The sequence below is a fragment of the Erysipelatoclostridium sp. MSK.7.34 genome, from assembly GCF_019041935.1.
GTDB lineage: Bacteria > Bacillota_I > Bacilli_A > Erysipelotrichales > Coprobacillaceae > Thomasclavelia > Thomasclavelia ramosa.
Map to the genome: position 1 here is coordinate 76417 of NZ_JAHPYJ010000002.1, position 21978 is coordinate 98394.

The window sequence follows — 21978 nt, forward strand, 5'->3', positions numbered from 1 at the left end:
AGGGATTTTGTGGAAGAAAAAGAAAAATCCGTTATCTGTTGGCCATTAATCGGTCTATTACTATTGCTTTGTTTCATTAGCTGTCTGGGAATTAAAAGCGCCACTCCTTTGATTACTAAAGGAAATCCAAGTGGCTATTGGATTAAACAGCTAATGTTTTATGGAATATCATTTATCTTGATGTTTATCGTTTATAAAGTCTCCAACGATCGAATCTATTCATCGATGTGGATCATTTATGGAATTTTAATGGTTTTACTAGTTGGTCTTGCTATTGATCACTTTGCATTTACGCGATTTGGAATACATATTGTTCCTTTAGCTAAATGGGCGGGTGGTGCCACATCCTGGTACAATCTCAAAGTATTTGATCTCCAGCCATCAGAGTTTATGAAAATCATCATGGTGGTTGTCATGGCAGATACAGTCGATAAACATAATAATCGCTATTTAGTACATAATATTCATAATGATTGTTTATTGATTGGTAAGCTCTTAGCTATTTCCTTACCACCTTGTATCCTCGTTTATTTACAAAATGATGCCGGAGTAACAATGATCATGCTTGCATCAGTAGTATTCGTTATTTTTATGTCCGGTATTCAAGCCGGCTGGTTTATCATAGGGGGGATTGTAGTTGCAATCATCCTTGGGATTGGAGTTTATCTATTCTTATACCAACATGATATTTTTGCTAGTTTAATGGGAGGAGACCATAAATTAAATCGTTTCTATGGCTGGGTCGATCCCGAGGGTACCTATAATGATCAAGGCTTCCAACTGTTTAATGCAATGTTATCATATGGAACTGCCGGTCTATGGGGACATGGTATGGGAACAGCTATCATTAATCTTCCTGAGGCACAAACAGACTTTATTTTCGCTGTTATTGCCTTAGGATTTGGATTTGTCGGTGGCGGTTTCACTATTGCAGTTGTCTGTGTACTTGATGCCTTATTAATTAGAATTGGTTTTAAATCTAAAAATAATCGGGATAAATATCTCACAGCCGGAATCTTTGGTCTACTTATCTTCCAGCAAGTTTGGAATATCGGAATGGTTTTAGGACTCTTTCCAATTACTGGAATCACCTTACCATTTCTATCCTACGGTGGTTCATCACTTCTTTCATATATGATTGCAATGGGAATTTTCTTAGATATGGAACGACAAACGCGAATCCTCGAAGGAAAAAAGCGCTATTAACTTATTAATTATATAAGATGATTTATTAAATGATAAATCATCTTTTTATTTCGATAAAAAAGATTCCTTCATTTAATTTCAGCTATTTGCTATCCATTTATGAGGAATCATTTTAATTCTTTTCAAATTGTTTTGAATCTTTCTTTACTTCAATCAGACGTTGTGTAAAAGGGTCAATAAAACTTAATGCTATACTATCCAAATAGTAAGATTCTTGATAAATCGAATCATAAAGTGTATCCCCAACTAACGGATGATTGATACTAGATAGGTGAACCCTAATTTGATGAGTTCTTCCTGTTTCTAAGATACACTCTATTTTACTCTGATTAGCACTTACCTCCAGTCCCCGATAATGGGTTACAGCAAATTTCCCAGCTGGATGAATCAGTCTTTTAACACTTTTTTTATCTTTAATAATTGGCGCTGTAATCGTTCCTTGTCCCGTCAATACTCCCTCTACTACACAGTGATAGACACGGCGTACCTGCTTGATATCTCTAGACAATAAATAATGAGCATAACTGTTTTTAGCTATCAACAATAATCCTTGGGTATCTTTATCCAATCGATTAACCAAATGAACAGTTGCCTTTATTCCCTGGCTTTGATAGTAATAAACAACTGCATTGGCTAAAGTATTTCGAGGATAACGCTTTGTAGGAATACTTGGTAATCCTGCCGGCTTATCAATTACTAAAAAATTTTCATCTTCATAGCTAATTTTTAAAGCTAGCGGATATGGTTCCATAGTACTAACTTCTTCAGGCCACAATAATTCAACAACATCACCGTACCGCAAACAATATCGTACCGTTTGACGCTGACCATTAACAAGAATCTTCCCATGCATTTTAATTAATTTAACAGCTTTTTTACTAAGCTCCTGTTGACTAAGAAATTCTCTTAACAACATTCCGCTTTCTTTCATTGCGACAATAAATTTCATTCGCTGATAAAAGCCCTTCTAATTCGTTGAATAAAAGACATTTCCTTATATTCTATAAACTTTACTACTTTCTTAGAAATTCTAATTTCAATTTTTTCAACATCATCAAGATGATAAGATAAGTGATCAATTCCCAAATAAACTCGATTAAAATGCTGTCCTTTTAACTTAATCACCTTATTTTCATCTAAAATTAAACTAGCACCCAAACTTCGATAAGCATTATGTTGTATAGCGGCGACTTCTGTCAGTTGCATTAAGGGACTTCCTGGATAAATAACAGCTCCACCAATTGACTTATTATAAGCCGTCGATCCTGATGGTGTAGAAACACAAAGACCATTTCCTCTAAATACTTCCAAAAGCTCATCATCAATATAGACATCAATTACTTGAGTTGTATACCCATGATCAATGCGCATCTCATTTAATGCTAAATATGTTTCTTTACCTGCTTTATGATACACATCAACTTCTAATAAATGTCGGGGCGTCATTTGATAATGATCAGCTTTTATAGCCGCAATCAATTCAGTAATTTCATCTTTTTGATAATCTGTAAAAAAACCGAGGGTTCCCGTATGAACACCTACAAAACTAACTTTTTGCTCCATATATTGATGCACTGACAAAAGCATTGTTCCATCACCACCAACACTAATAACCAAATCAGGATCATCGGGATTATATTCCATAATTCCGGTTAACCCTTTCTTAATTTTTTCAGCAATATTAGCAGACATTTCATCCTGTTTTACTACTAATGCATATTGTTTCATTGTTTTCACCAACCTTAGCGTATATACTATAGTATATACTAATGGAGGCTACTATGGAAGAAAACTTAGAAATAGAATTTAAAGTATTGATAGACAAAGAAATATACCAGCAAATCTATAACGATCACCACATCGACCATCAATATAGTCAAACTAATTACTATTTGATTCACCCTAAATTAACTGAATTAAAATATATGCTGCGAATCCGTCAAAAACAAGAGAATTATGAATTAACCTTAAAGCAACCACAATCATATGGAAATTTAGAAACTAATCTAAAGATTGACAAAATAACTAAAGAGAAAATCATTACTCACGATTTTGTTACTAATGAAATTTTTGACCTTCTAAAACCCCTTGGATTAGATAGTACGATGTTTAAAACAGACTGTGTACTTACTACTACACGTTGTGAAATTAAGACTACTGATGGCTTGATTTGTCTAGATCAAAGTCTTTATAACGGAATTACTGATTATGAATTAGAATACGAAGTATTTGATTATCATCATGGTAAACAAATATTTTTAGACTTTATTGGTCAATATAATTTAAAGTATTCTCGTAATTGTCCTAGCAAGGTAAAACGTTTAATGGATAGTTTAAAAGATGATTAAATAATCATCTTTTTTACTAGAACTAAAAAAGCAGCGTTTCATAACACTGCTATCTATCTTTAAAATAAGCCTCTTTAATTGAGCATGGTTCACTAATAAATTGTGGACAAACTTCACTACTTGGACATTCTGCTAATTTACGTAACTCACGAGGAATAAATACCCGGATTTCCTCTGCATTATAACCTACCTGGAATCTTCGCTCATCAATCATAATTGGGCGTTTTAAAACTGATGGATTTTCTTGAATAAACTTGATCAGCTCACTAATTGACATGCTATCAATGTCAATATCATTTTCCTTAATGATTTTACTTCGCTTAGAAATGATATCGTCTGTTCCATTTTCGCTTCGTTCCAATAGTTCTTTTAATTCAATTTCTCTAAGCAAGGTTGAAAAAATATTTTTTTCCACATAAGGAATATTATGTTCTTTCAGCCAAGACTTAACCTTTCGACATGATGCACAACTCGGTGCTGTGTAAATACGAATCATAATACCATCTCCCTTACTTCACTATTATACATTATTTTTATTATTTTTCTATCATTTTCGTTAATCATAGTAAAATAATATGCAAATCGAGGAACTTGGATTAATCAAGTTCCTCGATCATTTTAATTACCTCTATTTTTGAAAAACCTAGTTTCCTCATTTCTTCAATAAAAACTTTAACTTTATCAAGTGAAACATCTTTTTTTAATTCACTGATCAAATTACTGTCTTCACTGACAAAACGTCCTAAAGCTCGCCTGCTATAAATTATTCCCGTTCTTTCTAATTCACTTAAAGCTTTTTGAATTGTATTGGGATTAACTCCATATTCCAACGCTAGCTCTCTTACTGAAGCAAGCTTACTTCCCGGTAAATACTCACTAGCAAAAATCTCTTTTTTTATTTCTTCCATGACCTGAATATAAATTGGTAAATTAGGATCGAAGTCATTTTTCATTCTACCACCTACTCTACTTCAATTTTATGATCAATTAAATAAACAGTGAAGAAATAAAATGCTGTTGCTAATACTAAATTTAAAACAATGCTAAACCAAACAGAAGCAGTACTATCCAAACTCATTACAAAGCTCTCAATTGGCTGCCACATTAATAAGCTGCTTCCTAAAATTAAAAGTGCTACATAAACAATAATTCCAATAACAGTTTTGTGTTTAGGAATATATTTAGTCTTTGTTAATGTAATAATAGCATAAAATGATAATATCATTGAACTAACCATCGCAATTGAATCAATTAAATTTATTACTACTAAACCAAAATTATTACCTAAAGCCTTTAACAACTCACCAAATAAATCAAATAAAGTATTCAAAGGAACATTACCAATTAAAAATACAATAATTAATATTCCCAGTGATAAAACAATCGAACTAACAAACACCCAAATTAAACTACCTATAAATTTAGCCCCAACCAATTTTTCAGTACTTACAGGCAACGTCAAGGTTAAATAACCAGGTCGCTTATACATTGAACGATTAAAATTTGTAATAACATTGACCAAAACTGCAATTGATATACCTAACATTGCAAAAATCATCAATGAACTCAATACTTGACTAATAAAATCTGGCAACAACGGTGCCAAAACACATAAAATCAAAAATATTCCTAAAGTTAAAAAGTATTGACGATACGATTGAATCATCTCATATTTTAATAATTTTAACATCTAAATACCTCCCTAAAGGCTTCATCAATTGACTGTTTTCTTTCTAATCTTAAATCTTCTGTTGATTGATGCAAAACGATTTCACCATCTTTTAAAAACACGACATCATCAAAAATAGTTTCCAAATCACTGATTAAATGTGTTGAAATAAGTACCAGAGCATCTTCTTCATAATTATTCAAAATAACATCTAGAATAACTTCACGAGCAGCTGGATCAACACCAGCTATCGGTTCATCAAGAATATATAATTTAGCTTTGCGTGACATCACCAATGATAGTTGGAATTTTTCTTTCATTCCTTTAGACATCTCTTTAATTTTCATTCCCTTATCTAATTTAAAACGATTCATCAGAGTCAAACAATTTTCTTTATCAAAATCTTCATATAAATCACTGAAAATACTTAAGACATCTTTAATATACATCCAATCTTGAAAATAATTCTCATCCGGTAAATATGAAATAATTTTTCGTGAATCAATTCCTACATTTTTCCCATCGACTAATACTTCACCTTCATAATCTTTCAATAACCCATTAATAATTTTAATCAATGTTGTTTTTCCTGATCCATTAGGACCTAATAAACCAATTATTTTACCAGATTCTAATGTCATCGAAACATTGTTTAAAGCCTTAAAATGATGATATTTTTTGGTTACATTAGTAATCTTTAATAGTTCACTCATAACTCTCCTCCTACTGTATTAATACACTAATACAGTAACACGCATTTATAGTATTGTCAATACAATTATTCTTATGACTCAAAACAAAATAAAAAGATTTTTCTAGTTATTTACATAGAAAAATCTTTTTATTTATTTTTTCACAAATTCATTATAAAGAAGTTCATGAATAAAAGAATATCCCTTTTCTAATTTTTTCTTTAGATGAAGATATTTACCAATACTTTTATCATCATTGATTTCCAACTGTTTACAAACATTTAGAAATTTATCATAGTCTTCAACATATAATTGATCAACCATGTTTTCAACATATTGTTTTTTAATTCGTTCATTGCGTGTTAAGCCATATTCTTTGATTAAACCCTCATCATACATGTGATAATTGATCTTTACTATCGGTAATTTTTTTAATTCATGATTAATTAATGTTCGCTGTTTCATCATCGTTAATGAACGATAAACTAATTTACCATTATTATTTATTTCTACGACTACACTATATTTCCCATCACCAACAATAAAGATGTTATTAAAATATTGACTATCATAAATATTGATACAGCCATAAATAAAATCATGCAAAGTCTTCTCATCAACATGATAAATATCTACTCTTGAAATGATTTCTAGATCATCATCTTCATCCCATTCATATGGTTCTAATAATTCTTCATCTTCTTTAACCCAGTTTACAATTATATCTTTCATATCTTCCTCCCATATAAATATATGATTATTTTATAAAATCATGTTTTTAGTATATTTTTATTTTTAATTAATATATAATGATTCCTGAGGTGAAAACATGGAATTAATTAAAAATATCATCATTTATGGTATTCTTGGAGCGATTCAAGGTTTTAGTGAACCAATTCCCATATCAAGTAGCGGCCATTTAGTTATTTTTCAAAGTATTTTTGAAAAAATGGGACTAATGGTTCCTCAAATGAACGATGTTACTTTTGAAGTAATCGTCAATACTGGATCACTACTCGCGATCATGTATTATTATCGCCACGATATTGTTAGATTATTCACAGCTTTCTTTGGCTATATTCGAAAACCAAAAAAAAGAAACTATTACGAAGGTGATTTTAGATACTGTATTTTATTGATTGTTGCAACTATTCCGGCAGCAATTGGAGGATATTTATTTAATGATAAAATTGAAGCAGCTTTTTCTAACCCTAAATTAGTTGGATGCATGTTACTGGTTACAGCGATTTTCTTATTATCAATCCATAAATTTGGCTACAAAGGAAAGCGGACAGCAAAAAAATTAAACTTATTCGACGCTTTAAGAATGGGGATTTTTCAGTTATTTGCATTACTTCCAGGAATCTCTCGTAGTGGTTCTACCCTAACAGGAGGAATGTTAGGGGGATTATCACAAAAGGCCGCTCGTGATTTTTCATTTTTTATGTTCATGCCTGTTAGTTTTGGAGCAATTATTTTAAAACTAAAAGACTTTTTAACATCCAGCACACTTGGTGCTTTATGGCTTCCTTATTTAGTTGCTTTTATTATAAGTGGAATCGTTACATATTTGGCTCTACACTTATTATTTAAATTACTAGATAAAAAGAAATTAAATGTCTTTTCTTTATATTGTTTAGTAGTTGGTATTTTAGCCGTATTATTTTTGTAAAACAGTTTAAAATGAAATGTCTCTCCATTAAAGTTCATTTCAAAAAACTGTTTTTTTTACTATTAATTTTAATTATATCTGTAATATTCATTTCTTTACCATCAATTTTGATTATTTTTTTGTATAGATCAAAGGCTGTAAGTATATCCTTGAGAATTGCATAATTATCTTGAGCATAATAAGCAGTTTCGATCATTTATTCACTTCTAAGCTACCTAATCTTCCAGTCCAACTCTTCTATTGCATCAAGAGCAAGCTTTTTCGTTCGATAATGACCCACAATTTAGCCCTGAACAATTCTTTAAATCCTTTTAGTGGATCATAAGATAAAATTATTTTACACGTTCGGCCTTTTCATCACATTGAACTATTCTCTTTCCAACATGCTAAAAACCAGTTAATAGCTGATGATGAAGTTACAATAAAAAAATACCATTGATTTACTTTAATCACAAGTAATTCGATGGTTATTGATAAATACTTTGATCCTCACCAAATCCTAGAATTACCAATAAAGATAATTGGCAAAGTTATTTTTACTAAAAACTATTATTAAGTAAGAATTCCATCTCTCACTTTTTAATTTGAACAATTGCACAAGCTCCATTTTCGTTATTTAATAATTTTAGAATACCGCCATGTTTTTCACAAAGGATCTTACTAATCGATAATCCAATTCCAAAACTTCCTTTATTAGTCTGTGATGAATAAAATAATGTAGTTGCATTTTCTAAATCCTTTTTACTAAAACCCGGCCCATCATCCTGAATAACAAATTCAAGATAACCCACAGTTTCCATAATCGTTAACTTAACCCCATTATTAGCAAAGCGGAAAGCGTTATTTAACAAATTTTCTAATATTTTAAAAATAATCTGTTTATCAAGATATAATTGTTTAGACACTATTTTTGCTTCCAATACTAAATCTTTATGATTATTCTTAGCAATAATCATAAAATCATTATTAATTTCTTCTAGAAAATCTTTGCCGACAACCATTGTCTTACTAATTTCAATATCTTCTATTTTTTGGATATCTTGAATACATTCAACATATCGCTCTAAACGAGCTGATGAATGAGCCATACTTTTTAAGGTCGTTAATAAAACATCATCAGATACTCTCTTTTCTGGAAGATTTTTTAATAAATAATCAAGGTATCCCTTCAATACTGTAATCGGGGTTCTTAAATCATGTGATACTGATGCCGTTAAAGCTTTTCGCTGATCTAAAAGTTCCCATACTTTTTGGTTATTTTCAATCAGTTCATTACGCATTACCTCTAAAGTACTACATAACCGACCTAATTCATCATTAGAATTATAAGTTATTTGAAAATCAAGATTATTATTGGTTAAATTAGCGATTCCTATATTTAATTGTTCAATCGGCAACGCCAGTTTTAAACGATAGTATATCTTTACAATAAAGATTGTCCCTAAAACAAGATATAATGTTGGTAATGCGATCATCGCTACTGTCGCACTAAGATAAATAAATTTATCTTGATTAGCCAATTCACTATACTGATACTCATCGTTTGAGGGCGAGATTTCATACGTACCTGTAATATTTTCACTAATAATAGCGGTATCTACTGCAATATGAATAGTCCGATTATCAAGAATCATTTGTCGTAATGATGAAGTCAACAAAACTGTTGTAGAAGACAAAATAATAATTAAAAATAAAGCTACACTTAATATTAATAATAATGATTTTTTTAAAGACATGTTATAAAATTGCTGTTTTATTTTTTCCATCGATACCCTACGCCCCACACTGTTTCTAAGTATTCATTTTCACTATACCGGGATAATTTCATTCGGATTTTACGAATATGTTCTTTAATTACAGCACTATCACCATTAGCTTCAAAGCCCCATACTACTTCATAAATTTTTTCACGATCAAATATTTGACCAGCATTCATAGATAATAATTTAATAATTTCAAACTCCTTATTAGAAAAATCAATTTTTTTATTTTTAATAATTACGGTTCTTTGACTATAATCAATAATCAGTTCCCTAGTAAAATGTCCTCGTGATTTATGGGAGCTGCGTTTTTCACGACGTAAATGAGCTTGAACTCTTGCGAAAAGTTCATCCATCGAAAATGGTTTTGTAATATAATCATCGCCTCCCAGCATTAAACCATTGATCATATCCCGACTAGAAATTCGCGCTGTTAAAAATATAATCGGGCAATTCACATGTTCCCGAATCATCGTACATAATTCTAAACCATTCATCTCCGGCATATTGATATCTAATAAAATAAGGTCAGGTAAAACTGATAATTGTTTTAAAGCTTCATTAGCATCATTAGCTAAATAAACTAAATATCCTTCAGATTGAAATTGTAATGCCAGCATTTCTAAAATGTCTCTTTCATCATCAATCATAAGAATCTTATACATTGTTTTTTCCCCCTATAGTTATTTTTATTATACTTAAGTTTGTCAATTTTTGGTCAACTTCATAAAAAAACTTAAGTATTATGCATCAACCTGCAATCGTTAGATTTTTAAGGTTCAATACAATAACTTAAGCTCTTTTATAATTATTTAGTTGCAATAACTTCTACTTCAATTAAAGCCCCTTTAGGTAATTTAGCTACTTCTACAGCACTACGAGCTGGGAATGGTTCAACAAAATATTGAGCATAAATGTCATTTACAGTAACAAAATCATCCATATTATCTAAAAATACAGTTGTTTTAATAACATTTGCAAATGTTAAACCTTGGCTTTCTAATAATCCTTGAACATTCTTTAATGATTGATGAGCTTGTGCTTCAATCCCTTCAGGCATTTCCCCTGTTTCTGGTACTAATGGAATTTGTCCTGAAAAGAAATACATATCACCAACATTAATTCCTTGGCTATATGGCCCGATAGCTCCAGGTGCTTTATCTGTTTTTACTACATTTTTCATCTTTAATATCCTCCTTAAATCATTATAAACAAATAATCACTATTTTTAAAGTTTTATTAATTAAAATATTGCCATTTTTATCACTGTGATAATTTATTATTGACTTATTACAATTCTTTGCTATAATGTTGACAATACAAAAGGAGGATAGCACGACTATGAAATATACATTTGCAGCTAGATTTAATAACATTACTCCAAGTGGTATTCGCGCTGTACTAGAAAAAGCAGCGGGACCCGATATGATCAACTTCTCACCGGGCTTTCCTGATAACGATGCTTTTCCAGCTAATGATATTCAAAAGATTTCACAAGATGTTCTTAAGGAAGATATTTATACTATCTTGCAATATTCCAGAGGTACCACTTATCCACCATTAAAAAAGGCATTAAAAGCTTTCTTTAATCGTCAAGAAAAAATTTTTACAGAAAATGATGATCTAATGGTTACTTCCGGCTCAGGAGAAGGACTGGAAATGGCTGCCAAAGTATTTTTAAACTCAGGAGAAAGTATCATCGTCGAAGATCCTACATTTGTCGGAGCGCTGAATGGATTTATTAGCAATGATGCTAAACTGCTTGGTGTGCCTGTTGAAAGTGATGGAATGAATTTAGGATTATTAGAAGAAGCAATGCAAAGCACTCCTGCCCCCAAACTACTATATATTATTCCTACTTTCCAAAATCCTACCTGTATCACTACTTCACTAGAAAAAAGAAGAGCTATATATGACTTATGTTTAAAGTATAATATCATCATTCTTGAAGATAATCCATATGGCACATTGCGTTTTAAAGGTAAAACCATCCCGACTTTAAAATCAATCGATACTGAAGGAATCGTTGTTTACTGTGCAAGCCTATCAAAAATCATTTCTCCGGGTATCCGGCTTGGAACAATAATTGCGAATAAAGAAATTATTGATAAATTTAATATTCTTAAAGGGGCTAGTGCTGGAGCCGTAACTAATTGGTCACAACATGTAATTGCACGCTTTTTAGAAACAGTTGATATGGATAAGCATCTTGCTCATTTACAATCTGTATATGGCAAGAAAAGTACATTTATGGTTGAAATGATGAAAAAAACTTTTCATCCTGATGTAAAATTCACTACCCCAGAAGGTGGTATGTTCGTATGGTTTGAACTTCCAAAATATGCTGATGCTAGGACTTTTTTGAATAGAGCTACCACTATGCATATCGCAATTGTAAATGAGGAAACTTTTGCCGTTAACAGACGTGATAAAATGAATGGTTTTAGGTTATCTTTTACTAGTGCAACAATGGAGCAAATAGAAACAGGTATTGCTAAGTTAGGTAAACTAACATATGAATTATGTAAATAAATCCACTGATTGGTGGATTTTTATTTGTTCGCGCGTATAATTGAAATGAGGTGACTAAAAATGAAACGTGGATTAGTTTTAGCAGGCGGAGGTTCTAAGGGAGCTTATCAAGCCGGCTGTATTAAAGCATTAAAAGAATTGGGCTATGATTTTGATCTAGTAACCGGAACTTCGATTGGAGCTCTCAATGGCCTATTAGTCGTTCAAGAAGATTATAACACTCTTTATCGATTATGGGATGAAATCACAATTAGTGAAGTTTTAGAGGATCCTGTCAATTTTAATTTTTCAATTGACTCAATGCTTTCACAAACCAATTTAATCAAACCTTTTTTTAAATCATATATCAATGAAAAAGGTGCTGATATCACTCCTTTAAAAAACATTCTCCATGCTCTTTATAATGAAGAAAAAGCCTTTAATAATAAAATAGATTATGGTGTTGTAGCTGTAAAATATCCTAAATTGACTCCTATCGAAATAACTAAAGAAGAAATGAAGCCTGTACCAGCCATTGAATATGCAATTGCTTCAGCTTCATGTTTTCCCGCTTTTCCAGTGCATCATATTGATAAACAAGGTTATATCGATGGTGGTTATTATGATAATCTTCCTATTTCGCTAGCGTTAAAAATGGGTGCTGATAAAATTATTGCAATTGAATTAAATCAAGATGCTACTCATGATTATTTCCTCGATCGTCCTGATATCATATTTATTCGTCCTAGCTATGATCTTGGCGGATTTCTTGATTTTGGTCGCGAAATTCTTGATTGGCGGATTAAACTTGGCTATCACGATACTTTAAAAAAATTTAACCAGCTAAAAGGCTATCGTTATAACTTTAAAAATTTTGAAATCAATCACGAATTAGCCCATAAATTCTATCGTTTAATTTTAAACTATGAAGATAGCATAAATAAAAATGTCGTTAGTAAAACAATTACCAGCAGTTCAACTCCCTTGAGTGATCTGCTAAAGAATAATACTTATTTAAAGGAACTAACAACCGAAGATTACTTTGTTCGAGCGGTTGAAATCACTATGGATCATTATCACTATCAAAGTGATCTTCTTTATGATCTAAATGAAGTGTGTCACGAAATATTTAACACTTTTAAAGAAGAATATCAGGAACGCTATGATATTTTAGAAAAACGGTTTGTCGACATACCTATTAAAGAACTCTTCTCCAAAATAAAAAAATTAAGCAGTAAAGATGCTATTTGTGCTTTTTATCACTCATTAAATAATAACGAAGAAATCGAAACAACTTTAATTAGTAATATTTTTTTAGAAGAATATTTAATCGCTTTACTACTATATACGCTTGTATAATTAACTAAAATTTGCTAGAATCCTCCTAGGAGGAATTAGTTTGAATCTCAAAGTAAAAAATATGATATATTGTTCAATGTTTGCATGTATCACTGCAATCTTGGCACAAATTCGATTTACCTTACCAAGTCTAGTCCCAATCACTTTACAAACACTCGGGATTTATTTAATTGGTCTGGTGTTAAAACCTAAAATAGCTTTCATTAGTTCCTTAATATATATTTTAATGGGAGCTATCGGCCTGCCTGTCTATAGCGGCTTTAGTGCCGGTTTAAGTACTATATTAGGACCAACTGGTGGTTATATATTTAGTTTTCCAATTACAGCTTTAATAATCAGTTACCTTGTCCATTATCGAAGTACCACTATTTTTAAGTTTGGCGCTTTAATACTCGGAACAATAATTTGTTATTTAATTGGAACTTTATGGTTTATGTATATAATGAAGATGAGTTTTAGTGCTTCATTAATTATTTGCGTCCTGCCTTTTTTACCTGGTGATGTACTTAAAATCTTTATCGCAGCAGCCTTAACAAATAAATTTAAGAATATAATAAAAGATTAGGGAATTTGCTTTCCTAATCTTTTTTTCATTTTATGCTTTTGTTTCTTTTCCTAAACGTTTATACGTTTGATAAAATAATGTGGCTGTAACACTAACTGCAATCGTATCAGCGATTGGCTCTGCTAAAAATACTGCAAATGCTTGATTTTCTATAAACATTGGTAAAATAAAAATCAATGGTATTAAAACTAAAACCTTTCTTAGAACGGCTAAAAATACTGATGTTTTAGCATTTCCAATAGCAATGAAAGTTTGTTGACAAGCAATCTGAATTCCAAAAATTCCTGAAGCGGCCATATAAATACGAATCGCCCAACGTGTATACGTCGCCAGTTCTCCATGACTTGTGAAAATATAAATAAAAGTATCTGGTATAAACATCGCTACTGCCCATAAGAGCATTGAATAGGATAATGAGATTTTTAATAAAAGTTTAAAAGCGCGCTTTACTCGATCAATATTTTCAGCACCATAATTAAAACTAATAATTGGCTGAGCTCCTTGAGTAAGCCCTTGTAACGGTAACATTGAAAACTGCATCACGCTAGTCAAAATAGTCATTGAACCTACCGCGATATCTCCACCATATTTTAATAATGAAGTATTAAAACATACTGAGATGACACTTTCTGTAAACTGCATAATAAACGGTGATAGCCCTAATGCTAAACATGGTAAGATGACTTGAAAATCTAATTTTAAATTATCTAATTTTATTCTTAAGCCGCTACGCTTACTTGTTAAAAAATAAACAACAAAGATAGAAGATATCGCTTGAGAAATAATAGTTGCTAAAGCAGCACCCTTTACCCCCATTGACATACTAAAAATAAAAATTGGATCAAGCACAATATTGCATAAAGCTCCAATTGCAACTGTAATCATCCCAATCTTAGCATACCCTTGAGCATTAATAAACGCATTTAACCCCAAAGCCAATTGAACAAAAATTGTACCTAAGGCATAAATTCTCATATAATCAAGCGCATAACCAATAGTTGCTTCACTAGCTCCAAAGACCATTAAAATCGGTTCACCCCAGATTAAAAAAACAGCTGTCAAGATAATTGCCATAATTACTAACATCACAGTACAGTTACCAAGAATCTTTTCAGCTTTTGGGTGTTCACCACGGCCTAACATGATTGATGCTCGGGGAGCACCTCCCATACTAACTAAAGCGGCAAATGCTGAAATAGCCATAATAACAGGCATTGTTACTCCAACCCCCGTTAATGCACTAGGCCCTACTTTGGGGATATGTCCAATATACATGCGGTCAACCATATTATATAACACATTTATTATTTGTGCTAAAATAGCGGGTAAAGCTAATTTTAATAATAATGGACCTAAGCTATCTTTACCTAAATCAGCCTCTTTTTTCTTTTTCACTTTAATTACTCCCTTCATCTATTTTAAATATCCAATGAGTAATTATAACAAATTTCAAAGATAATTCAATTCTTTAAAAGATTATCTAATTTACATCATTTTAAATACTCATTCATATATCAACATATTGATATATATTTTTTCAATTATTAAAAAACTTAGCAGAATTATCATTTCTTTTTTATTCATATTCTCTTTGATAATAATAATATTTGTATAACTTGTTGAATTAAGCTATTTTGGCTTAATCAACAAAAAATCATACTTATAATTTATAAGAAATCATTGATTTATGAAATTTTGCTAAACATTATAAATCTTATTCATAATTTTGTTTCAATAAAAAGATGATAAAAAATAAGAACCATGGGGTAATGGTTCTTATTTCTTTACATCTCTAAATGAGATTACTTCTATTTCATTATCACGAAGCCACTGTTTTAACTTTTCACTTGTTACGAGTGAATAATCATATAATCTTTCTTTTAACATCGAAGAAGTAGTCGCCACATCATAATCAATAAAACCAGGATGTGTTACTAAAATATTCAAACCTTCTTTAATTTGATAATAACCATCAATGAACATATTTTCAAAGTCATGATCATGTTCTTCATAATAATCATATTGTTTCATTGTCTGATCAATAATCCCCTGCTCCAAGTCCATTCCGTAATAACATACTGGAACATTATATTCATGATAAATTCTTACCACTGCATTAATCAATGGTTCTACTTCTAAAACGTGTAAATCAATGTACTCAGGCAATTGGCCAACTAATTCAATATATTTTTCAATTTGATACTTAGCTTCGATGTAAGCATCTTCCTCACTAAATAATGGTTCATTATTTTTTATTTGTGCTCGACGAATCGTACTCGATAAAAATATCCCGTGTTCATCAACTAGACTAGGAATCATCTCTTTTGGTGCTAATGCATATCCATTAGTTACATTAACATGTAATCCTAAACACAGATTTGGACACTGCTTTGCTAATTTAATTGCTTCTTTTGCATACGGCATATTAACCATCAAAGCAACACTATTTACCAATCCCTTTCGATGTGCTGAAATCATTCCCAATGTTACTGCTTCGCTATATCCTAAATCATCACCACGTATCAATAACTGCTTTACCATAATTATCCTCTTTTCTATATTTTATATAATTATACTATACCAAATAAATAGTCTATACAATTTATTTTTTCATATTCATGAAACATTTATGATAGTGCTTATATTTGCGGTATAATAAAAGATAACTAAGGGAGGACAACACACTATATGAAAGATCGTTTTAGTTTATCATTTAAAGCTTTTTATTTAATCTATTTGGGCGCGATTGGCTCTTTTATTCCCTACATTAATACTTATTTAGAAAAAAATGCCGGCTTAAGCGGTTCACAAATTGGCTTAATTACAGCCATCAGTCTTGTTTTAGGGGTATGCGTGATTCCTATTTGGGGGGTCGTTGGTGATAAGACCAGAAAATATAGTGCACTATTAAAGTTATCAATTATGGCTGCACTAGTAGTACTTTACTTCTATTATAAAGCCGCTGTTTATCCTGCTATCGTAGTTTGTGCAATCGCACTTGAAGTATCACGACTAGGAACAATGCCGATGGCCGACACGCTGGCAACTAATTATTGCCATAAAACTGGTGGTAACTATGGTTCTATTAGAGGAATGGGCTCATTAGGGTATATGCTGGCAGGAATGGCTGTAGGATTTTTAGCTGATCTTTTTGGTCTTGATGGAGCAATGTTTGCAACATATGCCGTTTTATTAATCTTGGCTTTCTCGATTTCCTTCGGCTTTCCTAAAGATGATGGAAAGAAAGAAGATGGTGAAGAAGTTAAAGTAAAAAAAGGGAGTTTTAAAGAACTTCTAACTAATAAAAACTTCTTATTTATTCTATTTTTACAACTATTAATGTCAACAGTTGTCGATTCTGCTATGACATATGGCGGAAATCACTTAACTGTTACTTTAAATAGTGGTGCCTCAGCAATAAGCTGGATGACTTTTGCAACAGTTTTACCCGAAGTTGCATTCTTGATGATTGCAATCAAAGTTCTTAATAAAACCGGCTTTAAAAAATTCTATTTGATTGCCTGTGTATCAATGATGCTTCGCTTTGGGGTATATGCTTTTATTCCCAATCAATATGCTTTTTTAGCAATAAGCATCGTACATTGCATCGGCGTTGCCATCGCAACTGTAGCAAGTTTAACCTATATTCGAAATTCCGTTGATCCCGCAGTTTTAGGAACCGCTATTACATTACTTAATGCGACACTATCAATTGGTAAAGCCATTTATGGTTACATTTTTGGAGTAGTTTATGAAATTTGGGGAAGTTTTATAATGTTCGGAATTTGTTTGATTCCTTTTGTCATTGCTTTCTTAATGATTTCTCGTTCTCATTGTTTTGATGAAATCGATAAACATAAAGGTCATATTGCATAAGTTTATGGATAGATAGTTATATGCTATCTATCCATTTTTAGATTAAATTAAAATATTTTCTTTTAAATAATATAATTTATATTATAATGATATTCATGGAGAAGTTTATGAAGAATATCACAAAAATGTTTTTATTTATATTATCGTTCTACTTAGTCTTAGGTTCCCTTTGGATTGGAAAGGATGTTATCATTCATTATCAAAATATTGATGGTTTACCAATCCTAGGTTATCATGGTGTCCTCGAAGATAAAGATAAAGAAAAATACTTTGCTAATTATCCATACTGTATGTCATTGAGTGAATTTGAAGCTCAGATGAAGTATTTAAATCAAAATAATTATCATACCTTAACAATGGATGAAATCAACGATTATTATCAAAATCATACACCACTACCCAAAAAAAGTGTTGCTCTTACCTTTGATGATGGCTTATTAAACTTTAAAACAGTTGTTAAACCTATTTTAGAAAAATATAATTTTAAAGCTACTTGTTTTGTTATTGGCTATAAAACTACAGTAAAAAATAGCCAAAACCCTTATAAGCATCAATACTTAAGAAAAAGTGATTTAGTAAATGACGAATATGTTGAATACTATTCACATTCTTATAATCTTCATCATAACACTAAATATCCTAATACCAAACTAATTGAAACATTATCCACACAAGAAATAATCAATGATTTTAAACAAAATGAAAATATTGTTTCTAGTAAATACTTTGCCTTTCCATATGGTCGAACATGTGACAATGCTAATGAAGCATTGATAAAAGCTAATGTTTCATTAGCTTTTGGTTATAACCAAAATAGAACGATGACCTATCATGATGATAAGTACTTGTTACCACGATATCTAATGTTTAGTAAAATGCCAATGTTCTATTTTAAATGGATCGTTGAATAAAAAATGACAAGGACTGTTTGTTCTTGTCATTTTTATAATTATTATAAGACTTTTCCATTACTAGCAATAACCTTTTGATACCAATAAAAACTATCTTTTAAATATCTCTTTCCACTTCCATTTCCATAATCATCGTAGTCAACATAAATGTAACCATATCGCTTATTCATCTCTGAAGTACCTGCACTTATCATATCAATTGGTGACCAGCTCAAATATCCTAAGCATATGACTCCATCCAACTCAATTGCCTTCTTTAACTCATTAATATGTTTTTGAAGATACTTAATTCGATATTCATCATGAATCTGATTGTCTACAGTCAAAATATCATTAGCACCAAAACCATTTTCACTAATCAAAATAGGTAAATTATAACGGTAGTATATCTCATTCATTGTAATTCTTAAACCAATTGGATCAATAGCCCAACCCCAATCTGATTTTTCCAAATATGGATTTTCAACACCACCTTTTAAATTACCTTCCCCTACTTTTCTAGCAGGGTCATGAGATGCTACTAATGATAAATAATAACTAAAAGATATGTAATCAACTGTATTATTTTTGATTATGTCTAATTCTTCTTTTGAGAAATTTAAATGAATATCTCTTTTTTCTAAATTTTTTAAATACCAGTTAGGATAATTCCCATTAGCCTGAACATCTGCGTATAAATAATATTCTTGATTTGCTCTCATTGCTTTAAGAATATCATCCGGATCACAGCTTGCTGGATAAGTTGTAAATGAAGCGATCATACAACCCATTTTAGCAGTTTTATCAATTCTTTTTAGCTCTCTAGTTACTAATGCACTTGCTAAAAACTGGTTATACAGTCCCTGATGCACTCGTGTTTCATATAATTGATCTTGACTAAAGGGAACTGCTGAACCTTTAAATGGTATTTCTAATGCCGCATTGATCTCGTTAAATGACATCCAATATTTTATTCGTCCTTTAAAATGTGTAAAAACTGTATAACAATATGTTTGAAAAAATTTAATGACTTCTTTATTACACCAGCCACCATATTCAGTCGCAATAACTAGTGGTGTTTCAAAGTGAGATAAAGTTATAATCGGTTCAATTTTATATTTAAGTAATTCATTAATAATATTGTCATAAAATTTCAGTCCTGCTTTATTGGGTTCTTTCTCGTCCCCTCGTGGGAAAATCCTCGACCAGCTAAATGACATTCTAAAAGCTTTAATTCCCATTTTAGCCAATAAAGCAATATCCTCTTGATAATGATGATAAAAATCATTCCCTCTTCTTTTGGGAAAATTATTACTTTTATTTTCTTTAAGTTTTTTAATTTCTTCAATGGTTAATTCCTTTTTAGCTAAATGACGTTCCTTCTTTTCATAAAACATAAAAACATCGGCTATTGACATTCCACGCCCATCAAGGTCATATCCACCTTCCATTTGATTGGCAGCACTTGCACCACCCCACAGAAAATCTTTATCTAATTCACACATACCGAACATCCTTTCCTTTCTCTATTATTGATTTATGATCTCTTACTCCAATCGCAAAATATCATCATTATTTACTACTGTATTCATATTTAACAGCTCGACTTTATTATAATGATTAGTATTTGTTACAATAACAATAATAGTTGGATCATATCCCGCATGGTTGATTTCATCAATGTTAAAATCTAGTAATAATTGTCCTTTCTTGACCATATCACCTTCTTTTACAAAAGCATAAAAACCTTTTCCCTCCATTTTAACTGTATCAATTCCTACATGTAATAATATTTCTGCTCCTAATATTGACCTTAACCCAATTGCATGATTAGTCGGAAATACAGCAACGATCTTAGCATCACAGGGAGCATATAATTTCCCTTCATCAGGAATAATAGCAACCCCATTTCCTAATGCTAACGAACTAAAAGTACTGTCATTTACTATTTCTAACGGCAATACTTTACCAGTCCCTACAGCACCTAATATCTCAGTATCAACCTCAAGCAGTTGATCAGTTTCCTTGATTACATCATCATTTTTTTCAATAAATTCATCTTTCCAAAATAATAATACTAATACTAAAGTTCCAATAAATGAAATTAATAAACCGGCAATATACCATACAAACCCATGTTCAGCAAACAATGGTAATGATAAAATTCCACCTGCTGGCAACCCCGTCGTATAGCATCCAGCCCCACCAACAACTGCACCCCCGAAACCACTCATTAGACATGCCATGAAAAAAGCTTTTTTAGCCTTCAAAGTAGTTCCATAAATCAGTGGTTCTGTAATTCCTAAAACTGAGGGAATTACATTTGCTGCTGCAACCGATTTAAAATTTTTATTTTTTGATTTAAAAGCAATCCCTAATGCAGCACCAGTTTGTGCAAATGCTGATGGCATCGTCATTGCTAACAATGCATCTCTACCAGTTGTTGCAAGATTATTTAAATTGACAGGAATAAATCCACGATGTAAACCAAAAATAACTAATGGCTGCCAACATGCACAAAATATAAATCCAAAAATAATCGGATTGAAACTATAAACTGCTAATAATCCATCTGTAAAAATATTTGTTAAAAATGTCACTACTGGTCCAATTGCTAATAATGATAATGGGGCCATAATAACTAAATCAATCAATGGAGTAACAAAACTTCTAATTATTGAAGGCAGTCTATCACGAATCAGCCTATCCAATAATGATACAGCATATACTGCAACAATAATCGGTACTACAGAAGATGCATATTTAATTAAAATTACATCAAGTCCTAAGAAAGATAACTTTGCACCTTCACTAAAAGCTGTCAATAAGGTTGGATATAACATTGTTCCAGCTAAAGTGACTCCTATAAATTCATCTATTTTAAAGTAGCGTGATGCACTAATCGCTAAATAGAACGGCATAAAATACAAGATTGCATCTGCGGCAGCATATAAAATCATATATGTTCCACTTTCAGTTGTTAATATTCCCATACTAGTAAATATGGTTAACAATCCCCTCAATACACCTGCTCCTGCCATAACAGGAACAAATGGTGTAAATATGCCTGAAAATAATGCAAATATTTTATCCAATAATTTCTTATTTTTATTTGATTGTTCCTTTACAGTACTTATTTTAGCTGTTGTCAAGATTGCTTTATATACATCAGCAACATGGGTACCAATAACCACTTGACACTGTCCACCCGAAAATAACACTTGAAGAATTTCTGAACTATTTTCTAAGTTTACTTTATTTACTTTCTCCTCATCTTTTAATTCAAATCTTAACCTAGTAGCACAATGCTGTACTATATTTATATTTTTTTCGCCACCAACATTTTTTATAATAAATCTTGCTAATTTTTCATATTTCATTTTTTCTCCTCCTAATAAAATAACCTAGAATAAAACATGTATTCAATCAT

23 protein-coding genes are annotated in these 21978 nt (G+C 31.2%); 8 read left to right on the plus strand and 15 right to left on the minus strand.

Going from position 1 to position 21978, the window contains the following annotated elements; translation table 11 throughout:
- Nucleotides 1–9 precede the first annotated feature (9 nt).
- On the plus strand, nt 10–1206 hold the full coding sequence (locus tag KTF99_RS01875; protein ID WP_008792105.1) for an FtsW/RodA/SpoVE family cell cycle protein: 1197 nt from the start codon (nt 10–12) through the stop codon (nt 1204–1206).
- Nucleotides 1207–1318: 112 nt separating this feature from the next.
- Here KTF99_RS01875 and KTF99_RS01880 read toward each other — a convergent pair whose 3' ends face one another.
- The gene (locus KTF99_RS01880; protein WP_009008782.1) at nt 1319–2155 is read right to left on the minus strand and encodes an RluA family pseudouridine synthase; all 837 of its coding nucleotides are present in this window, start codon (nt 2153–2155) and stop codon (nt 1319–1321) included.
- The gene (locus KTF99_RS01885; protein WP_008792106.1) at nt 2152–2934 is read right to left on the minus strand and encodes an NAD kinase; all 783 of its coding nucleotides are present in this window, start codon (nt 2932–2934) and stop codon (nt 2152–2154) included. The genes KTF99_RS01880 and KTF99_RS01885 overlap by 4 nt, the downstream gene beginning before the upstream one ends.
- 53 nt (nt 2935–2987) lie before the next feature.
- Here KTF99_RS01885 and KTF99_RS01890 point away from each other — a divergent pair, with 53 nt between their 5' ends.
- Nucleotides 2988–3554 carry a CYTH domain-containing protein gene (locus KTF99_RS01890; RefSeq protein ID WP_009299590.1) on the plus strand — a complete coding sequence of 189 codons (567 nt, stop codon included), beginning with the start codon at nt 2988–2990 and terminating at the stop codon, nt 3552–3554.
- Nucleotides 3555–3603: 49 nt separating this feature from the next.
- On the opposite strand, the gene spx is transcribed toward KTF99_RS01890, so the two are convergent.
- The 5 genes from spx to KTF99_RS01915 all read right to left on the minus strand — a co-directional run bounded on the left by spx (nt 3604) and on the right by KTF99_RS01915 (nt 6647).
- The gene (spx, locus tag KTF99_RS01895; RefSeq protein ID WP_003538576.1) at nt 3604–4050 is read right to left on the minus strand and encodes a transcriptional regulator Spx; all 447 of its coding nucleotides are present in this window, start codon (nt 4048–4050) and stop codon (nt 3604–3606) included.
- A 100-nt stretch (nt 4051–4150) separates the two neighbouring features.
- Nucleotides 4151–4507 carry a GntR family transcriptional regulator gene (locus KTF99_RS01900; protein ID WP_003538578.1) on the minus strand — a complete coding sequence of 119 codons (357 nt, stop codon included), beginning with the start codon at nt 4505–4507 and terminating at the stop codon, nt 4151–4153.
- 8 nt (nt 4508–4515) lie between these two features.
- Complete coding sequence (locus KTF99_RS01905; RefSeq protein ID WP_003538581.1) at nt 4516–5244, minus strand: ABC-2 transporter permease; 729 nt, start codon at nt 5242–5244, stop codon at nt 4516–4518.
- The gene (locus tag KTF99_RS01910) at nt 5238–5936 is read right to left on the minus strand and encodes an ABC transporter ATP-binding protein (protein WP_003538583.1); all 699 of its coding nucleotides are present in this window, start codon (nt 5934–5936) and stop codon (nt 5238–5240) included. Before KTF99_RS01910 ends, KTF99_RS01905 begins: the two co-directional genes overlap by 7 nt.
- A 132-nt stretch (nt 5937–6068) precedes the next feature.
- Nucleotides 6069–6647 (minus strand): hypothetical protein, encoded by a 579-nt coding sequence (locus KTF99_RS01915; protein ID WP_003538585.1) that lies wholly within the window; start codon nt 6645–6647, stop codon nt 6069–6071.
- 97 nt (nt 6648–6744) lie between these two features.
- On the opposite strand from KTF99_RS01915, the gene KTF99_RS01920 reads away from it, so the two are divergent.
- Nucleotides 6745–7587 (plus strand): undecaprenyl-diphosphate phosphatase, encoded by an 843-nt coding sequence (locus KTF99_RS01920; RefSeq protein WP_003538586.1) that lies wholly within the window; start codon nt 6745–6747, stop codon nt 7585–7587.
- Nucleotides 7588–7621: 34 nt separating this feature from the next.
- Here the strand turns inward: KTF99_RS01920 and KTF99_RS01925 are convergent, their stop codons facing one another.
- The 4 genes from KTF99_RS01925 to KTF99_RS01940 all read right to left on the minus strand — a co-directional run bounded on the left by KTF99_RS01925 (nt 7622) and on the right by KTF99_RS01940 (nt 10530).
- Nucleotides 7622–7783, minus strand: a complete 162-nt coding sequence (locus KTF99_RS01925; RefSeq protein ID WP_003538588.1) for a hypothetical protein — start codon at nt 7781–7783, stop codon at nt 7622–7624.
- A 376-nt stretch (nt 7784–8159) separates the two neighbouring features.
- Nucleotides 8160–9353 (minus strand): HAMP domain-containing sensor histidine kinase, encoded by a 1194-nt coding sequence (locus KTF99_RS01930; RefSeq protein ID WP_003538591.1) that lies wholly within the window; start codon nt 9351–9353, stop codon nt 8160–8162.
- Complete coding sequence (locus KTF99_RS01935) at nt 9341–10012, minus strand: response regulator transcription factor (RefSeq protein ID WP_003538593.1); 672 nt, start codon at nt 10010–10012, stop codon at nt 9341–9343. The genes KTF99_RS01930 and KTF99_RS01935 overlap by 13 nt, the downstream gene beginning before the upstream one ends.
- Nucleotides 10013–10155: 143 nt before the next feature.
- Nucleotides 10156–10530, minus strand: a complete 375-nt coding sequence (locus KTF99_RS01940; RefSeq protein WP_003538595.1) for a RidA family protein — start codon at nt 10528–10530, stop codon at nt 10156–10158.
- Nucleotides 10531–10688: 158 nt separating this feature from the next.
- Between KTF99_RS01940 and KTF99_RS01945 the strand changes: the two genes are divergently transcribed.
- Genes KTF99_RS01945 through KTF99_RS01955 form a run of 3 tightly spaced genes read left to right on the plus strand, consistent with a single transcriptional unit; the run spans nt 10689 to nt 13782 of the window.
- Entirely contained in the window at nt 10689–11879 is a 1191-nt protein-coding gene (locus tag KTF99_RS01945; protein ID WP_009299585.1) for an aminotransferase-like domain-containing protein, read from the plus strand.
- 60 nt (nt 11880–11939) lie between these two features.
- Nucleotides 11940–13217 carry a patatin-like phospholipase family protein gene (locus tag KTF99_RS01950; protein ID WP_003538600.1) on the plus strand — a complete coding sequence of 426 codons (1278 nt, stop codon included), beginning with the start codon at nt 11940–11942 and terminating at the stop codon, nt 13215–13217.
- Between the two features lie 40 nt (nt 13218–13257).
- Nucleotides 13258–13782, plus strand: a complete 525-nt coding sequence (locus KTF99_RS01955) for a biotin transporter BioY (protein ID WP_008792111.1) — start codon at nt 13258–13260, stop codon at nt 13780–13782.
- 30 nt (nt 13783–13812) lie between these two features.
- Here KTF99_RS01955 and KTF99_RS01960 read toward each other — a convergent pair whose 3' ends face one another.
- Both KTF99_RS01960 and KTF99_RS01965 read right to left on the minus strand, forming a co-directional pair.
- Nucleotides 13813–15195: an MATE family efflux transporter gene (locus KTF99_RS01960; RefSeq protein ID WP_003538604.1), complete on the minus strand. Its 1383-nt coding sequence runs from the start codon at nt 15193–15195 to the stop codon at nt 13813–13815.
- Between the two features lie 363 nt (nt 15196–15558).
- Nucleotides 15559–16323: a ChbG/HpnK family deacetylase gene (locus KTF99_RS01965; protein WP_003538605.1), complete on the minus strand. Its 765-nt coding sequence runs from the start codon at nt 16321–16323 to the stop codon at nt 15559–15561.
- A gap of 147 nt (nt 16324–16470) precedes the next feature.
- On the opposite strand from KTF99_RS01965, the gene KTF99_RS01970 reads away from it, so the two are divergent.
- Together KTF99_RS01970 and KTF99_RS01975 are read left to right on the plus strand one after the other, a co-directional pair.
- On the plus strand, nt 16471–17658 hold the full coding sequence (locus tag KTF99_RS01970; RefSeq protein ID WP_003538607.1) for an MFS transporter: 1188 nt from the start codon (nt 16471–16473) through the stop codon (nt 17656–17658).
- A 107-nt stretch (nt 17659–17765) separates the two neighbouring features.
- On the plus strand, nt 17766–18569 hold the full coding sequence (locus KTF99_RS01975) for a polysaccharide deacetylase family protein (RefSeq protein ID WP_008792113.1): 804 nt from the start codon (nt 17766–17768) through the stop codon (nt 18567–18569).
- Between the two features lie 41 nt (nt 18570–18610).
- Here KTF99_RS01975 and KTF99_RS01980 read toward each other — a convergent pair whose 3' ends face one another.
- Nucleotides 18611–20053 carry a glycoside hydrolase family 1 protein gene (locus tag KTF99_RS01980; protein WP_029481665.1) on the minus strand — a complete coding sequence of 481 codons (1443 nt, stop codon included), beginning with the start codon at nt 20051–20053 and terminating at the stop codon, nt 18611–18613.
- A gap of 42 nt (nt 20054–20095) precedes the next feature.
- A complete protein-coding gene (locus tag KTF99_RS01985; protein ID WP_029481667.1) occupies nt 20096–21928 on the minus strand; it encodes a beta-glucoside-specific PTS transporter subunit IIABC in 1833 nt (610 codons plus the stop codon).
- Nucleotides 21929–21978 lie beyond the last annotated feature (50 nt).

What these genes read in the sequence shown, in the direction of transcription:
- KTF99_RS01880 (WP_009008782.1), bottom strand. Translation starts at nt 2,155, where the DNA reads ATGAAATTTATTGTCGCAATGAAAGAAAGCGGAATGTTGTTAAGAGAA.
- KTF99_RS01885 (WP_008792106.1), bottom strand. Translation starts at nt 2,934, where the DNA reads ATGAAACAATATGCATTAGTAGTAAAACAGGATGAAATGTCTGCTAAT.
- KTF99_RS01890 (WP_009299590.1), top strand. Translation starts at nt 2,988, where the DNA reads ATGGAAGAAAACTTAGAAATAGAATTTAAAGTATTGATAGACAAAGAA.
- spx (WP_003538576.1), bottom strand. Translation starts at nt 4,050, where the DNA reads ATGATTCGTATTTACACAGCACCGAGTTGTGCATCATGTCGAAAGGTT.
- KTF99_RS01900 (WP_003538578.1), bottom strand. Translation starts at nt 4,507, where the DNA reads ATGAAAAATGACTTCGATCCTAATTTACCAATTTATATTCAGGTCATG.
- KTF99_RS01905 (WP_003538581.1), bottom strand. Translation starts at nt 5,244, where the DNA reads ATGTTAAAATTATTAAAATATGAGATGATTCAATCGTATCGTCAATAC.
- KTF99_RS01910 (WP_003538583.1), bottom strand. Translation starts at nt 5,936, where the DNA reads ATGAGTGAACTATTAAAGATTACTAATGTAACCAAAAAATATCATCAT.
- KTF99_RS01915 (WP_003538585.1), bottom strand. Translation starts at nt 6,647, where the DNA reads ATGAAAGATATAATTGTAAACTGGGTTAAAGAAGATGAAGAATTATTA.
- KTF99_RS01920 (WP_003538586.1), top strand. Translation starts at nt 6,745, where the DNA reads ATGGAATTAATTAAAAATATCATCATTTATGGTATTCTTGGAGCGATT.
- KTF99_RS01925 (WP_003538588.1), bottom strand. Translation starts at nt 7,783, where the DNA reads ATGATCGAAACTGCTTATTATGCTCAAGATAATTATGCAATTCTCAAG.
- KTF99_RS01930 (WP_003538591.1), bottom strand. Translation starts at nt 9,353, where the DNA reads ATGGAAAAAATAAAACAGCAATTTTATAACATGTCTTTAAAAAAATCA.
- KTF99_RS01935 (WP_003538593.1), bottom strand. Translation starts at nt 10,012, where the DNA reads ATGTATAAGATTCTTATGATTGATGATGAAAGAGACATTTTAGAAATG.
- KTF99_RS01940 (WP_003538595.1), bottom strand. Translation starts at nt 10,530, where the DNA reads ATGAAAAATGTAGTAAAAACAGATAAAGCACCTGGAGCTATCGGGCCA.
- KTF99_RS01945 (WP_009299585.1), top strand. Translation starts at nt 10,689, where the DNA reads ATGAAATATACATTTGCAGCTAGATTTAATAACATTACTCCAAGTGGT.
- KTF99_RS01950 (WP_003538600.1), top strand. Translation starts at nt 11,940, where the DNA reads ATGAAACGTGGATTAGTTTTAGCAGGCGGAGGTTCTAAGGGAGCTTAT.
- KTF99_RS01960 (WP_003538604.1), bottom strand. Translation starts at nt 15,195, where the DNA reads ATGAAGGGAGTAATTAAAGTGAAAAAGAAAAAAGAGGCTGATTTAGGT.
- KTF99_RS01965 (WP_003538605.1), bottom strand. Translation starts at nt 16,323, where the DNA reads ATGGTAAAGCAGTTATTGATACGTGGTGATGATTTAGGATATAGCGAA.
- KTF99_RS01970 (WP_003538607.1), top strand. Translation starts at nt 16,471, where the DNA reads ATGAAAGATCGTTTTAGTTTATCATTTAAAGCTTTTTATTTAATCTAT.
- KTF99_RS01975 (WP_008792113.1), top strand. Translation starts at nt 17,766, where the DNA reads ATGAAGAATATCACAAAAATGTTTTTATTTATATTATCGTTCTACTTA.
- KTF99_RS01980 (WP_029481665.1), bottom strand. Translation starts at nt 20,053, where the DNA reads ATGTGTGAATTAGATAAAGATTTTCTGTGGGGTGGTGCAAGTGCTGCC.
- KTF99_RS01985 (WP_029481667.1), bottom strand. Translation starts at nt 21,928, where the DNA reads ATGAAATATGAAAAATTAGCAAGATTTATTATAAAAAATGTTGGTGGC.